12 protein-coding genes and 1 pseudogene are annotated in these 14,617 nt (G+C 72.1%); 9 read left to right on the forward strand and 4 right to left on the reverse strand.

What is annotated here, in order from left to right:
- Nucleotides 1–83: 83 nt before the first annotated feature.
- Entirely contained in the window at nt 84–1,688 is a 1,605-nt protein-coding gene (locus ACFYZZ_RS43630; RefSeq protein ID WP_389189145.1) for an FAD-dependent monooxygenase, read from the forward strand.
- A gap of 74 nt (nt 1,689–1,762) precedes the next feature.
- Here the strand turns inward: ACFYZZ_RS43630 and ACFYZZ_RS43635 are convergent.
- The 3 genes and pseudogenes from ACFYZZ_RS43635 to ACFYZZ_RS43645 form a co-directional block, all read right to left on the reverse strand.
- Nucleotides 1,763–2,028: pseudogene (locus tag ACFYZZ_RS43635) on the reverse strand (IS5/IS1182 family transposase); the annotation flags it as partial.
- A 41-nt stretch (nt 2,029–2,069) separates the two neighbouring features.
- Complete coding sequence (locus ACFYZZ_RS43640) at nt 2,070–2,726, reverse strand: ScbR family autoregulator-binding transcription factor (protein WP_389189149.1); 657 nt, start codon at nt 2,724–2,726, stop codon at nt 2,070–2,072.
- A 177-nt stretch (nt 2,727–2,903) separates the two neighbouring features.
- Nucleotides 2,904–3,854 carry a ScbA/BarX family gamma-butyrolactone biosynthesis protein gene (locus ACFYZZ_RS43645; protein ID WP_389189152.1) on the reverse strand — a complete coding sequence of 317 codons (951 nt, stop codon included), beginning with the start codon at nt 3,852–3,854 and terminating at the stop codon, nt 2,904–2,906.
- 293 nt (nt 3,855–4,147) lie between these two features.
- Here ACFYZZ_RS43645 and ACFYZZ_RS43650 point away from each other — a divergent pair, with 293 nt between their 5' ends.
- From ACFYZZ_RS43650 to ACFYZZ_RS43665, 4 genes are all read left to right on the forward strand, one after another.
- Entirely contained in the window at nt 4,148–4,354 is a 207-nt protein-coding gene (locus ACFYZZ_RS43650; protein WP_389189155.1) for an acyl-CoA carboxylase subunit epsilon, read from the forward strand.
- 125 nt (nt 4,355–4,479) lie between these two features.
- Entirely contained in the window at nt 4,480–6,072 is a 1,593-nt protein-coding gene (locus tag ACFYZZ_RS43655) for an acyl-CoA carboxylase subunit beta (RefSeq protein ID WP_389189158.1), read from the forward strand.
- Nucleotides 6,073–6,083: 11 nt separating this feature from the next.
- Nucleotides 6,084–6,704, forward strand: a complete 621-nt coding sequence (locus ACFYZZ_RS43660) for a ScbR family autoregulator-binding transcription factor (protein ID WP_389189161.1) — start codon at nt 6,084–6,086, stop codon at nt 6,702–6,704.
- A gap of 528 nt (nt 6,705–7,232) precedes the next feature.
- Nucleotides 7,233–8,069, forward strand: a complete 837-nt coding sequence (locus tag ACFYZZ_RS43665) for a BTAD domain-containing putative transcriptional regulator (protein WP_389189164.1) — start codon at nt 7,233–7,235, stop codon at nt 8,067–8,069.
- A 152-nt stretch (nt 8,070–8,221) separates the two neighbouring features.
- Here the strand turns inward: ACFYZZ_RS43665 and ACFYZZ_RS43670 are convergent, their stop codons facing one another.
- Complete coding sequence (locus ACFYZZ_RS43670; protein ID WP_389189167.1) at nt 8,222–9,181, reverse strand: BTAD domain-containing putative transcriptional regulator; 960 nt, start codon at nt 9,179–9,181, stop codon at nt 8,222–8,224.
- Nucleotides 9,182–9,889: 708 nt separating this feature from the next.
- On the opposite strand from ACFYZZ_RS43670, the gene ACFYZZ_RS43675 reads away from it, so the two are divergent.
- From ACFYZZ_RS43675 to ACFYZZ_RS43690, 4 genes are all read left to right on the forward strand, one after another.
- Nucleotides 9,890–10,711: a BTAD domain-containing putative transcriptional regulator gene (locus ACFYZZ_RS43675; RefSeq protein ID WP_389189171.1), complete on the forward strand. Its 822-nt coding sequence runs from the start codon at nt 9,890–9,892 to the stop codon at nt 10,709–10,711.
- 165 nt (nt 10,712–10,876) lie between these two features.
- A complete protein-coding gene (locus ACFYZZ_RS43680; protein ID WP_389189174.1) occupies nt 10,877–11,740 on the forward strand; it encodes a thioesterase II family protein in 864 nt (287 codons plus the stop codon).
- The gene (locus tag ACFYZZ_RS43685; RefSeq protein ID WP_389189176.1) at nt 11,737–13,011 is read left to right on the forward strand and encodes a beta-ketoacyl-[acyl-carrier-protein] synthase family protein; all 1,275 of its coding nucleotides are present in this window, start codon (nt 11,737–11,739) and stop codon (nt 13,009–13,011) included. The genes ACFYZZ_RS43680 and ACFYZZ_RS43685 overlap by 4 nt, the downstream gene beginning before the upstream one ends.
- Entirely contained in the window at nt 13,008–14,348 is a 1,341-nt protein-coding gene (locus ACFYZZ_RS43690; protein WP_389189179.1) for a beta-ketoacyl synthase N-terminal-like domain-containing protein, read from the forward strand. Before ACFYZZ_RS43685 ends, ACFYZZ_RS43690 begins: the two co-directional genes overlap by 4 nt.
- Nucleotides 14,349–14,617: the final 269 nt, after the last annotated feature.

Raw genomic sequence — 14,617 nt, forward strand, 5'->3', positions numbered from 1 at the left:
CGAAAAGGAAGGGGCAACCAGTAAGTTTTCTGCGGCCGCAGAGCGGCCCGGGGAAACGGCGGCGTGTGCGGGGGGAGAGCACGATGCGTGTACAGGTGGCGGTCGTCGGTGGCGGCCCGGTCGGCCTGCTGATCGCGGCGGAACTGGCGGCGTTCGGGGTCGACACGGTGGTCCTGGAGGCACGGGACGACGTCTCGGAGCAGCCGAAGGCGACGACGCTGCATGCGCGGGCGGTGCAATGCCTGGCGAGGCGGGGGCGGTTGCCGGAGGGGGGGTTCGGGGGTTCGGTTTCGGGTTCCTTCGGCGGTGCTTCTGGTGGGTGCTTCGCCGGTGGTTCGTCCGCGGCGGACTTTCATTTCGCCGGGGTGCCCGGGCTCGTCATCACGGTGCCCGAGGGTGAGCCCGTACCGATCCTGAAGTGCCCCCAGGCGGAGCTGGAGCGGCTCTTCGAGCGGCAGGCGAGGGCCGCGGGCGCGCGGGTGCTGCGCGGCCACGCGGTGACGGGGCTCGTCGAGGAGCCTGACGCGGTCGTCGTCACCGCCGCGGGGCCCGCGGGGCCGGTGTCCTGCATCGCGCAGTACGTGGTGGGCGCGGACGGCGCACGGAGCCTGGTGCGCGAACTCGCGGGCATCGCCTCGGACACGTACCCGGCGACAGTGTCCGCGCTGGCCGGACAGGCCCGGCTGGTGGACCCCGGCGCGCTGTCGCCGGGCTGGCACCGGACGCCGCGCGGCTGGCTCGCCGCCAAGCCCGACGCCGACGGGTCGCTGCACCTGCGCACCCTCGACTGTGCGGGCGCGCAGGGCGAGCGCGGGGCGGCGCCGACGCCGGAGGAACTGGAGCGGGAGGTGTCCCGGATCGCCGGGCGCGACATCCGGCTGGCCGAGCCGCGCTGGCTGAGCCGGTTCAGCGACTTCACGCGGCTCGCACGGCGATTCCGCGCGGGACGGATCTTGCTGGCCGGGGACGCGGCGCACGTGCACTTCCCGATCGGCGGGCAGGGGCTGAGCACGGGCGTGCTCGACGCGGTCAACCTGGGCTGGAAGCTGGCGCTGACGGTGCGCGGTGAGGCGGGGGCGGAGCTGCTCGACTCGTACGACCGGGAGCGGCGGCCGGCTGCGCGGCGGGTCATCGAGAACACGCGGGCGCAGCTGGGGCTGATGCGGCCGGTGCCGGAAGGGGACGAGGTGGCGCGGATGCTGGGCGCGGTCCTCGCCGACGGTGGGGGTGAGGGGCTGGCGGGGATGGTGAGCGGGCAGGACACGGTGTACGAGCGGTGGGTCGGCTCGGCCGATGCCGTGCGCTCACGTGGTGGGGAGGGGACTTTTCTCGCGAATGCGCGGCTCCACACCGGGGGGCACCGTGGTGGGGCGGAGACCGACCTGATCGGGATGTTGCGGGGAGGCGGGCCGGTGCTGTTGGTGCTGGGGGGCTCCGTCCCCGACCTGTACGAGGAGCTCGTCCGGCCCTGGGGCGGGACGGTGCGGGTGGTGCGGGCACGGGCCGCGGCGGCGGTGCCGTACGGGGCGGTGCTGGTGCGGCCGGACGGGTACGTCGGGTGGGCCGAGGCCGAGGGGGGCGGCGGGGGTGAGGGGCTGAGGGAGGCACTGGCGGCGTACTTCGGGGCCCGGTGCGGGGAGCTTGCCGTGGTGGGGCGACCGCCGTATCTGCGTGACAGTTTCGGGTAGGTGTCCTGCCGGCGGCTTCTGCCCCTCCCCATCACTTCCCGAAACCGTGGCTTGCGACCGTTCGGAGCGGTGGAGTGGGTCTCGTAGTCGCGTGCGGGACAGCGGTGGTGCATGAGCCGGCCGAAGGTCCGCTCGACCACCCAACGTCGGGGGATCACTGTGAACCCTTCGCCGCCGGGGTCGCGTTGGACGACTTCACCGTCGATTCCGAGGCGGGCGCCGTGGTCGATGGCTTTCGTTCGATAGCCGGTGTCGGCCCCCGCCTTGGTCACTCGAGGGGTCGCGGCGGAGATCTGGAGAGCAGGTGGATGCCGCAGGTGTTGTCGGAGACGCCGGCCGCGTGCAGGGCACCCCGGCCACACCGGACCATGAATGACAAGCTCAGGCTACGGGAGGGTCTTCCAGGACCTGGATGGCTTCGGCGAAGACCTTGGAGCCGCGGGAGTCGCTGAGGTCCAGGGAGGCGAGGACCGAGGGGATGACGACGCTGGGCAGGGTGTGGCGCAGCAGGGCGGAGACGCGGCGGGTGAGGTCCTGGTAGTCGCTGACGGCCTGGGACATCGACTGGATGCCGGCGAAGGCGCCGACGATGACGTCGGAGGTCTCGGCGGGGACGACGTGCGGCAGGAGTTCGCCCCGGGCCTGGGCCTGGGTGAACAGGGCGACGCCGACCTCGCCCCAGCGCATGAAGGGGCCGCTGCGGTCCAGGCCCGGCTGCTGGTCCATGGACAGCCGTACGGCGGCGCGGACGAGGGGTTCGGTCTGCAGGCGGTAGGCGTGGAGCATGACCACGTCGACCATCTCCTGCACCTTGGACTGGCGCGGGGGGACGCCCAGGCGGTGGTCCTGCTCCGCGAGCAGGACCTGGGCGAGGTCGTCCTTGGACTGGAAGTGGAAGTACAGCGCGCCCTTGGTCACGCCTGCGGTGGCGAGGATCTCGGCGATGGTCGCGGCCTGGTAGCCGCGGTCCTCGAACACCTTCGCGGCGGCCGTGAGGATGGCGCGCCGGGTGCGGATGGCCCGGACCTGTTCGGCCATGATGCCTCTCCTCCCTCCATCAGTGGGCGTGTGTCGAGCGGCGGGGGAGGCTTGCAGGAATAAACCGCCCAGTATGTATCTTACAGCGGCGGGCGTCCCGGCCAAGCCTTGCGTGTGTGGGGACCCTCCCCGCGCCTTGCGGTGGGGGCGCGGGGGGTCGCGGTTTTTCGCGCGGGGTCAGAGCGCGCGCGGCAGCGCCGTCACCGTACCCGTAAAGGCCAGGCGGCCGTCCTGATGGCCGGTCACCAGGACGGCCCGCGTGCCGGTGCGGTCCTGCTGGGGGACGCGGTGGGCGGCCACCGTGCAGGGGCTGTGCAGTTCGACGTACCGGTCGAACCTGCCAGAGATCGACAAGGGCATGAGCGAGGAGCGTCCGAGCACACCGGCCGCGGCCTGGCGGGTGGCCTCCAGCAGGAGCATGCCGGGTACGTGGTCGACGGGGTGGTCGAAGAGCACCGGGTGGCGGGTGTCGACGCGCAGCTGCCAGGTGTGATGCTCGCCGGTGGGGGAGAGCACGACGTCGGTCGGCGACATCCGGCCCACGCTCTGGGGTGCGGCGGGGGCGATGAGCGGCGGCGGGCCGCCGGCGTCGCTGAGCGGTCTCGAAGCGCGTATCCGCGCGTAGGTCTTCGGGGTGACACAGCTCATCGAGCCGCCGCCGGTGGCCACGACGTTGCCGTCGCGCCGGATGACGGTCTCGATCTGGAGGCCGGCCACGACGCCGCGCTGCAGTCGGATGCGCGTGCAGGTCAGTTCGATGTCGACCGAGGCCGGGGAATGCCCGATCTCGAGGTGCTCCGGTCGTACGGCGACGTCGAGGTCGTGGACGAGGAAGTGGTTGCCGAGCGGAACGCCGAATTCGGCGTGGGCGAGCAGGGTTCCCGACTGGCGGACCGTCTCGGCGACGATCAGCGGGTCGTGGCGGCCGTCCTCGACCGCGGTGAAGAAGCTGTGGCTGCGCGGCCATTGGGCCGTGAGGGAGAAGCGGGTGTCGTCCTCGCGCCGCCAGTCCGTGAGCACGACCTCGGCGATGGAAGCCCGGTGCACCAGTTCTTTCGGGACGGTGGTGGTCAGGCTGGGGTACCGGAAGCCTGTGGTGCGTTCGACGTGGAACGTGCTCGCAGTCATTGGTCTCCCCCTGAGTCGCTGTGGCGAGATGGGTCGGCTGTGGTCTCCGAGGCCCGGAAAGATACATACCCGCCGGTTTCAGCTCCAGGGGAGGCAATCCCCCTCGGTCCGAAAAATCCGGACCCTTTGCTTCCGATCAGTTCCGGCCGCGCCGGACTTCCGGAATTCCCCAGGTGAGGACGAGCAGAGGGACGCTCGGGGATCGGTGGTGCTCCCAGGCGGGTCTCAAGCGGTACCGGAGCGCTTCTTTAGGCCGGTGTCCGACGGTGGGCGTCAGACCCGAGGAGGAGGGGATGGGAGATTTCGACACCGGGAAGCTCGCCTTCCGAGTGGAGCGCGGGCGGGCCAGCGACGAAGAGCTGGCTGCGGTCACCGTCGTGTTGTGCTCGGTCCTGGCGGGGCGGGACGCGGAGGGTGACGACGTGGAGTCGCCGGACGTTCCGCTGTGGCAACCGGAGCGGTCCAGCGCGGTCTACCGCTCTCCGTACAGCTGGCGTTGAGGCCCAGCTGGTTCACCTATGGCTGATTCGTGTGCGTGCCATGCTTCTCCTGTTCAAACCGCCTAAGCGGTTTGTTACGGTGAGGTTTGTCGATCGGGCCGCACCTTGAGAGGGAGGGACGTGTCGTGACCGTAGTGAATGACATTCCTCGGGCCTCTGTGGAGGCGGCGGACGCTCACGGGCGTGTGGCCGAGCTGCACGCGATCCGTGCGCAGGCGGTCGGCGGACCGAGCGAGAAGGCGACCGAGGCGCAGCATGCCAAGGGGAAGCTGACGGCTCGTGAGCGCATCGAGCTGCTGCTCGATGCCGGCTCCTTCCGTGAGGTGGAGCAGTTGCGCCGGCACCGGGCGTCGGGTTTCGGTCTGGAGGCGAAGAAGCCGTACACCGACGGTGTCATCACCGGCTGGGGCACGGTCGAGGGCCGCACGGTCTTCGTGTACGCCCATGACTTCCGGATCTTCGGCGGCGCGCTGGGCGAGGCCCACGCGACGAAGATCCACAAGATCATGGACATGGCCATCGCGGCCGGTGCGCCGCTGGTCTCCCTGAACGACGGCGCGGGCGCCCGTATCCAGGAGGGCGTCTCGGCCCTCGCCGGCTACGGCGGCATCTTCCAGCGCAACACGAAGGCCTCGGGTGTCATCCCGCAGATCTCCGTGATGCTGGGCCCGTGTGCGGGTGGTGCGGCGTACTCGCCGGCGCTGACGGACTTCGTGTTCATGGTGCGCGAAACCTCGCAGATGTTCATCACCGGCCCGGACGTGGTCAAGGCGGTGACGGGTGAGGAGATCTCGCAGAACGGGCTGGGCGGTGCGGATGTGCACGCCGAGACGAGCGGTGTCTGCCACTTCGCGTACGACGACGAGGAGACCTGCATCGCCGAGGTGCGCTACCTCCTGTCGATGCTGCCGCAGAACAACCGCGAGTACCCGCCGTGCGTGCCGTGCTCGGACCCTCAGGACCGCCGCTCCGAGGTGCTCCTCGATCTGGTCCCGGCCGACGGCAACCGCCCGTACGACATGGCCGTGGTGATCGAGGAGATCGTCGACGACGGGGAGTACCTGGAGGTCCACGAGCGCTGGGCGCGCAACATCATCTGCGCACTGGGCCGTCTGAACGGCCAGGTCGTCGGCATCGTGGCGAACCAGCCGCAGACGTTGGCCGGCGTGCTGGACATCGAGGCCTCGGAGAAGTCCGCGCGCTTCGTCCAGATGTGCGACGCGTTCAACATCCCGATCATCACGCTGCTGGACGTGCCCGGCTTCCTGCCGGGCGTCGACCAGGAGCACGGCGGCATCATCCGCCACGGCGCCAAGCTCCTGTACGCGTACTGCAACGCGACCGTGCCGCGGATCTCGCTGATCCTGCGCAAGGCCTACGGCGGCGCGTACATCGTCATGGACTCCCAGTCCATCGGTGCGGACCTCACCTACGCGTGGCCGACGAACGAGATCGCGGTCATGGGTGCCGAGGGCGCCGCCAACGTCATCTTCCGCCGGCAGATCGCCGAGTCCGACGACCCTGAGGCCACCCGGGCGCAGATGGTCAAGGAGTACAAGGCAGAGCTGATGCACCCGTACTACGCGGCCGAGCGCGGCCTCGTCGACGACGTCATCGACCCCGCCGAGACCCGCGAGGTGCTTATCGGCGCCCTCGCGATGCTCCGCAGCAAGCACGCCGACCTGCCCTCCCGCAAGCACGGCAACCCCCCGCAGTAACGGAGCACTTGATGGCGCGACAACAACGCGCGTTGCGAACCCGGGACGCCCTGATCAGGTCCGCGGCCGAGGTCGTCGACCGGGACGGCTTCACGGCCACGTCGCTGACCGAGATCTGCACCCTGGCCGGGGTGAGCTACGGTGCGCTGCACTTCCACTTCGACAACAAGGTGGCTCTGGCCGAGGCCGTCGAGGCGGCCGCGCTGGAGCGGCTGGGAGCGCTGCTCGGCGAGGCGTCGCCGGGCGCCGGGAGCCGGCTGCAGCGCCTCGTCGACGTCACGCACGCCTTGGCGCGCGGGCTGACGTCGGACGTGGTGCTGCGGGCCGGGTTCGTGCTGTGCGGCGACGCGGCCTGGGCGCCGGTGGCCGACCCGCGCGCGTACTGGCAGCAGTGGGTCGAGGACCTCGTCCGGGAGGCCGGTGAGGTGGGCGAGTTGCGCTCCGTCGCCGAGTCGGAGGGGATCGTGACGACGGTGGTGGGGGCGACCGTGGGTTTCGAGGTGCTCGGGGCCCGCGACGCGGCCTGGCTGGCCCCCCGCACGATCACGCAGTTCTGGGAACTGCTGCTGCCCACGCTGGCGTCGCCGGAGCTGCTCGTGAGGCTGGACGCCAAGGGGGCGCGGGGAGTCTGAGGTGGCCCCTGACGGCCCGAGAAGGCCCCTGTGGGGGCCGTGCGGGCCCTGTCAGGCCCCCTAAGAGACCGCATGGTTCTTTTATTGCACCCCCGGTGATCCGCCCTGGAGGAGCTTTCTAGCCGCCAACAGGCCGCTTCCGAGGGGGATACGAGCCGTTTTGCCCCGAGGTCTATGCGCTGCGTAGGCCACGGGGCTTCCGTGCGTAGACGCAACCGCGTTCCGGCCACGTCGCGTTTGGCTCGCGCCAGTTGGGCGACGCGAAATTCGTAGTGGTAAGGGATGATTTGAGCTGTCGGAATGCCGGATCTCGCGTGGTATGCGATCGGGTCGAGGCTGGCTGAAGAACGGCTGTAAAAGGAGCTTCCGGTCCTGGCATGAACTCAACGGGTTGACAAACCAACTGTGCTGTTTTTTTATCGAGTAGTCGGGTCGCGTCATCGCGACCGGACCCCGGCAGAGGGGCGACGCGGGACGGGAAACGCGGCGGGCCGGGCACCGGCCACCTGGCGATCTTTGGGGGAGTACGTGGACATCAACCTGCTTGGAGCGTTGTCCGTCACCGAGAACGGGCTGTCCGTCACGCCGACTGCCCCGAAGCCGCGCCAGGTCCTGGCGCTGCTCGCGCTCCACGCCGACCAGATGGTCCCGGTGGCCACGCTGATCGAGGAGTTGTGGGGCAAGAACCCGCCGCGCAGCGCCCGTACGACGCTGCAGACCTACGTGCTCCAACTGCGGGAGCTGATCGGTGAGGCGCTCGGCCGCGGCGAGAACGAGCGATGTACGGCAAAGGACGTCCTGGCCACCCTCCCCGGCGGATACCGGCTGGCGTCCCGCGGCGGGACCGTGGACTACCGGGAGTTCGAGCGCCGGGCCGGCGCCGGCTACCGGGCGATGGACGCCGACGACCACCAGGGCGCCTCGCGCCGGCTGGCGGACGCGCTGTCTCTGTGGACCGGGCCCGTGCTCACCGACGTCCAGGTCGGCAGCCAGATCCAGATGGAGGTCCAGCGCCTGGAGGAGGCCCGGCTGTGCGCGCTCGACCAGCGCATCGAGGCCGACCTTCGGCTGGGCCGGCACCGCGAGCTGCTGTCTGAGCTCACCGTGCTGGTCAACCAGTACCGGATGCACGAGAGCCTGCACGGACAGTTCATGCTGGCCCTGCACCGCTCCGGGCGGCGCGGTGAGGCGCTCAACGTCTACCAGCGGCTGCGCACGACGCTCGTGTCGGAGCTGGGGCTGGAGCCCTCGGCCGCCCTGAGCCGGCTGCAGCGGTTCATCCTCACGGCGAACCCCGAGACCGTGTCGTCGACCGCGGCCACCGCGGCGGGCGGAGGCGCCGGAGGGCGGCTCGTGGTGCGGTGAAACGGACGGTGCGGCGGCAGCCCTGCCCGCCGGGACGCGGCGCTGTACACCCTCCGGAGCACTTCCTCAGACCCGCGGTACGCGGGTCTGAGGAAGTGCTCCGGTGTTTCCGGGCGGTCTCGTGCCGCCAGGCGCCCGCCGGGCGGGCGGCGTCAGGAGCCGGCCGCGTGCGCCGCGGTGAGCGCTTCCAGGCGGCACACCAGGTCCTGCTGTTCGCGGGTGAGGCGCTCGACGTGGCGGCGCAGGCTGGCGAGTTCCGTGTGCAGCAGGCGGACGCTCGGCCCGTCGTCCGCTGCGGGCGCCGGGGCCGGCCCGGTGGCCGGGGAGACGACGGGCCGGGCCGCGGCGGGGTCCTGGTGGTACAGGACCGCCTCCATGCGGCCGCGCAGGACCGGGCCCGGCTCGACACCCAGGTCGTGGACGAGCCGACGGCGGGCGCGGTCGTACACCCGCAGCGCCTCCGCCTGGCGCCCGCACTGGTACAGCGCGGTCATCAGCAGCTCGTAGAAGCGCTCGCGCAGCGGGTGGGAGGCGGTGAGCTTCTCCAACTCGCCCGTGATCTCGCCGGCCCGGCCGGCCTGCAGGCACGCGTCGTACAGCGACTCCAGGGCGACGATCCGGCTCTCCTCCAGCAGCGAGGCCTCGACGGAGCAGATGGCGCCGCGGCCGCTGCCCTCCAGGGCGGGGCCGCGCCACAACGCCAGGGCCCGGCGCAGTACTTCGGCCGAGCGGCCTGGGTCGGTGCGCGCGAGGTCGCGCCCCTCGGCGGCGAGCCGGTGGAAGTGCCGGGCGTCGGTGTCGGCGTCCCCCAGCCGCAGGACGTAGCCGAGCGGGCGGGTCGCCAGCCACTCGTGGTGCGGCTCCCCGGAGCCGGGCAGCGGGACGGGCAGCAGTCGGCGGAGCCGCGCCACATGGGCCTGGAGGGCGTTGGCGGCGTTGGCCGGCGGGTGCTCGCCCCAGAGTTCGTCGACGAGCAGGTCAGCGGAGACGACGTGGCCCGCCTTTACGACGAGGGCTCCGAGCAGTGCGCGTTGCTTGGCTCCCGCCGGCACCATCAGAATGCCGGTGCGTTCGTCGAGCACCTGGACGGACCCCAGGATCCGAAACTTCATCTCGTCCTCGCACGGGAAGGCTTGAGAGGTCTGCCGCCGGAGAACTGTCGTCGGTATTCCCTCAGGAATAGCCGCGAGTCCTTCCTGTCCAGTCGGAGAGTAGGTGCTTTCGCAGCGCGATGCCCGATGCGTGCCGCCTGCGCGGGGAATCGTGGAGGGTTTCTCAAGTCCCTTTCAGGCTGCGGGCCGGCCCGGGGGGCGAGGCCGGAAATGCTCGGCCGTCAGATCGGGGAAGCCCACCTGGACCCCCCGGCCGTGCCAGATCCCGAGCATTCCCAGCAGGACCTGCGGCTCGGGCAGCCCCGGCAAAGCCGGCAGTCCTGCGGTAGCGCCCGGACCGGCCGGGCCGAGCAGCCCGCGGGTCCGTGGGTCGGCGCAGCGCGCCGTCGTGTCGGTCGCCATGGCCGGAAATTTAACAGTGCGCACGGCGTGCGGAAAGGTGCCGGGAAAGCGCGATGGCTGCTTGCGGAGTGTTTGTCAGCGCTTTGTCAGCGCCTTGTCAGTGACGCCTCGGTGGCGTGTCTCGGTATTCCTTGGAGAGGGGCTAGAGCCGTGCTAGACGATTGCAGGGGGACGGGTTGTCGAAGGATATGGTGCCCCTGGCCTCAGGAGCACGCCAATGACATAAAGGGCCGGAATGCGACGTCGTCGAAGGATTCACAACCGGCCGGAAAGTGATGGCGGCCTGATAAGGCTGGGAGGGGAATCATGAAGATCAAAGTTCTGGGTCCATTGGATGCCGAAGTCAATGGGGTGTCCATCGTCCCGACGGCCGGCAAACCACGCCAGATCCTGGCGCTGCTCGCCCTCTACCCGGGCCGGGTCGTGCCCGTGCCCACCCTGATGGAGGAGATCTGGGGCGCCGACCTTCCCCAGAGCGCGCTCACCACGCTCCAGACGTACATCCTTCAACTGCGCCGCCGCCTGGGCACCGCGGTGGGCCCGGACGTCCCGGGCTCCGCCAAGGACGTCCTGGCCACCCGCTACGGCGGCTACCTGCTCCAGGTACCGGTCGAATCCGTCGACGTGCACGCGTACGAGCGCCTGGTGGCCGAGGGCCAGCAGGCCTTCGAGAAGGGTGAGGACGGACGCGCCTCCAAGTGCCTGCGCGAGGCCCTCGACCTGTGGGAAGGACCCGCGCTGGTCGACGTGCGCGTAGGCCCGATCCTCGACATCGAGGTCATGCGCCTGGAGGAGAGCCGGCTGGTGACGCGCGAGCGCAGGATCGACGCGGATCTGCGCCTGGGCCGCCACGTCGAACTGATCGCCGAGCTCACCGACATGATCGCCCGCCACCCCCAGCACGAGGGGCTGCACTCGCAGGCCATGGTCGCGCTCTACAGATCCGGCCGGCAGGCGTCCGCGCTCGAAGTCTACCGCCGGCTGCGCCAGCGGCTGATAGACGAGCTCGGCGTCGAGCCGTCGCCACAGCTCCAGCGGTTGCACCAGGCGATGCTCACCGTCGACCCGCGCCTGGACGTGGTCGCCGGGCCGCGCCACACCTCCACCTTCGACCTGTTCGCGGCGTGAGCCGACATCCGGGCGGCGCGGACCGTCCTTGCCCACGCGGCCCCGGCCGGTGCGCCGTACGCGGCGGGAGTCGAGTCCCGCTCCAGCCGTGATGGCGAGACTCGGCCCGCAGCCGACGCGCTGCCCGGCGACACGACGGAACAGCTTCCCGGAGGAGGACGACGCATGGCTTCCCTGACCACGGCCGACGAGGCGGTGGAGCAGCGGGTTCGGCTCCACTGCCTCGCCCACGCGGGCGCGGGCGTGGCCAGCTACCGCCGCTGGCCCGTCGCGGCCGGCCCCGCGGTGGACGTCGCGGCCCTTCTGCTGCCGGGCCGCGACACCCGCCGGCGTGAGCCACGCGTCACCGACCGCTCCGGCCTCCTGGCCGACCTGCTCGGCCCGCTGCTGGAGGCGGCGCAGGCCGGCCCGTACGCGCTGTACGGCCACAGCCTGGGCGCGCTCGTCGCCTACACCCTGACCCGTGCCCTGGCCGACGAAGAGGTGCCCCCGCCCCTGTTCCTCGCGGTCGGAGCCTGCCTGCCGCCGCACGCGACGGCCGCCCTGATGAGCGCGGCGGAAGCCCCCGACGAGCAACTGCTGCCGCTCCTCGGAGACCTCGGCTCGCTGCCGAAGGGGGCCGCCGCCCGTCCTGGCGGGCTGTGGCACCGCTCCGTCCTGCCCGTCCTGCGCGATGACCTGCGGCTGGCCAAGGCCCTGCGGCAGGCGGCGATGGACCCCGCCACCGGAGGACCCGTGAACGTGCCCCTGCTCGTCTTCGCCGGCAGCGACGACCCGCTGGCCGTTCCCAACGCCCTGCAGGAGTGGCGGCAGTGGACCACCGGCCCCATCACGGTGCGCACCCTGGTCGGCGACCACTTCTTCGCGGGGGACGACGCGCTGCCGGCCCTGATCGGGGCCGCCTGCCGGGAGCACGCGGCCGTCGGACCCGGTACTCCAGGACCCGGAACGCCCGGACCCGGAATGCCCGGACCGGGCGCGTCCGGGGCCGGGCCGGTCGCGGTCCGCACCACGGGCTGTGTCCGGTGAAGCGTGTCGTCGTCACCGGTGTGGGTGTGGTGGCTCCCGGCGCCATCGGCACCGGCGACTTCTGGTCGCTGCTCACGTCCGGGCGTACGGCCACGCGCGGCGTCACCCTCTTCGACGCCTCCGGCCACCGCTCGCAGGTGGCGGCCGAGGTGGACTTCGACGCCGCCGGGCACGGCTTCACCCTCGCCGACACCGAGCGTTTGGACCGGGCCGCACAGTTCGCGCTGGTCAGCGCCCGCGAGGCGGTGGGCGACAGCGGTCTGGCCGACGTCCTGGCGACCGGGAACCCGCTGCGCACCGGTGTGAGCCTGGGCAGCGCGGCCGGCTGCACCACGGGGCTGGCCACCCAGTACGCACTGCTCAGCGACTTCGGTGCGACCTGGACGGTGGACCACTCCAAGGCCGCCGAGCACCTCTACGACTACCTCGTGCCCAGCTCGCTCGCGGCGGTGGTGGCACGGGACAGCGGTGCGCAGGGTCCGGTGGGCGCGGTCTCCAGCGGCTGCACCTCGGGCCTGGACGCCATCGGCCACGCCGCCGGGCTGATCCGCGAGGGCAGCGCGGACGTGATGGTCGCGGGCGGGGCGGAGGCGCCGATCTCCCCGATCGTCATGGCCTGCTTCGACCGCATCCAGCTCACCAGCCCGCGCAAGGAGGACCCGGCGACCGCCTCCCGGCCCTTCGACCGCACCCGGGACGGGTTCGTCCTCGGCGAGGGCGCGGCGGTGGTGGTCCTGGAGGAGTTCGAGCATGCCCGGCGGCGGGGGGCCCGTGTGTACGCGGAGCTGTCCGGCTTCGCCTCATACAGCAGCGCCCATCACATGACGGGGCTGCGGCCGGGCGGGGAGGAGATGGCCGACGCCATCCGGGCGGCGCTCGACGAGGCGCGGTTGAACCCGGTGGACGTGGACTATGTCAACGCGCACGGCGCGGGCACACGGCACAACGACCGGCATGAGACGTGCGCCTTCAAGCTGGGCCTCGGCGACCACGCCCGGCGGGTCCCGGTCAGCTCCATCAAGTCGATGATCGGACACGCCCTGGGTGCGGCGGGCGCCCTGGACGTGGTGGCCAGCGTGTTGGCCATCCAGCACAGCACGGTGCCGCCGACGGCGAACCTGCGTGAGCCGGACCCCACCTGCGACCTGGACTACACGCCGCTGTTCGCGCGCGAGCAGCGCACCAGCACGGTGCTGAGCGTGGCCAGCGGCTTCGGAGGCTTCCACACGGCGACGGTGCTGACCCGGCCGCGGCTGCGGGAGGCGGCATGAGGGACGGGAGTGGCCTGTGGGGTGGCAGCGGCGCCAACGGCGTTGACGGTCGGCCCGGTTCGCAGGGCGCGGGCGGGCCGGGCACCGATGAGCTGGAGCGGGTCGACGCGGCCGCCGGACAGCCGGCCGCCGAGGTGGTCGTCACCGGCATCGGCGTGGCCGCCCCCAACGGGCTCGGCGCCGGGGCGTGGTGGCGCGCGCTGCTGGCGGGGACCAACGGCATCCGCCCGATCAGCCGGTTCGACGCCTCCGGCTATCCGGTGCGGATCGCGGGCGAGATCGCCGGGTTCGTCGACGAGGACCACATCCCCAGCCGGCTGCTGCCCTCCACCGACCGGGTCACCCGCCTGGGGCTGGTCGCGGCGAAGGAGGCGCTGGAGGACTCCGGCGCCGACCCGGCCGCCCTGCCCTGCTACGGCGTGGGCGTCATCACCGCCAGTGCCACCGGCGGCACGGAGTTCGGGCAGCGCGGGCTGGAGGCGCTGTGGGGCAAGGGCGCCAAGTACGTGAGCGCGTACCAGTCCTTCGCCTGGTTCCACGCCGCCAACACGGCCCAGATCTCCATCCGGCATGCGCTGCGCGGCCCGGCCACCGCGGTCGTCAGCGAGCAGGCCGGCGGCATCGACGCCATCGCCCGGGCCCGCCGGGAGATCCGCAAGGGCGCGAGCCTGATGGTGACCGGGGGAGTCGACTCGGCGCTGTGCCCGTGGGGCTGGGCCGCCCACCTGGCGGACGGCCGGATGACCACGGCCGCCGACCCGGACCGCGCCTACCTGCCCTTTGCCGACACTGCGGGCGGCCATGTCGTGGGCGAGGGCGGGGCGTTGCTGGTCCTGGAGGACGCGGCCGCCGCCGCGGCGCGCGGGGCGACCGGATACGGGGTGGTGGCCGGCTGCGCCGCCACCTTCGACGGCGGACCGGACCTGCCGCGGCTGCGGGAGGCGGCCGAGCTCGCGCTCGCCGATGCACGGCTGGCGCCGCACGACGTGGACGTCGTGTTCGCGGACGCGGCCGGCGAGCGGGCTGCCGACCGGGCCGAAGCGGCGGCGCTGGCCGCGCTGTTCGGTCCGTACGGGGTGCCCGTGACGGCGCCGAAGTCGATGACCGGGCGGCTGGGCGCGGGCGGCTCCTCGCTCGATGTGGCGGCGGCACTGTTCGCGCTGCGCGAGGGGGTCGTACCGCCGACGACCGGGACCGTACGGGCCGCCGCGGACTACGGGCTGGACCTGGTGACCGGGGCGCCGCGGCGGCTGCCCGGGCTGCGTACGGCGCTGGTGCTCGCCCGTGGGCGGGGCGGGTTCAACTCCGCCGCCGTCGTACGGGCCGTGGGGGCGTGACGGGCGGGTCCCGCACGGGACCCGGTGGTGGCGGCCGGTCCTGCGGCGGCCCCGGGGTGAGGAGCGGGTCCGCCGCGGGACCCCGACGAGGGGAGCACCAGGGGAGCGCTTCGGACCGGATGAGCTCTTCGCCATGCTGCGGTGCTGCGCGGGCGCGGACGAGGGCCTTGACGGCCTGGAGGATCCGCGGGGGAGGTGCTGGACGTGCCGTTCCTGGAGCTGGGTACGACTCCCTCGCGATCCGGTAGCTGACCGGCGAGGTCGAGTCG

The organism is Streptomyces sp. NPDC001816 (assembly GCF_042892235.1).
GTDB lineage: Bacteria > Actinomycetota > Actinomycetes > Streptomycetales > Streptomycetaceae > Streptomyces.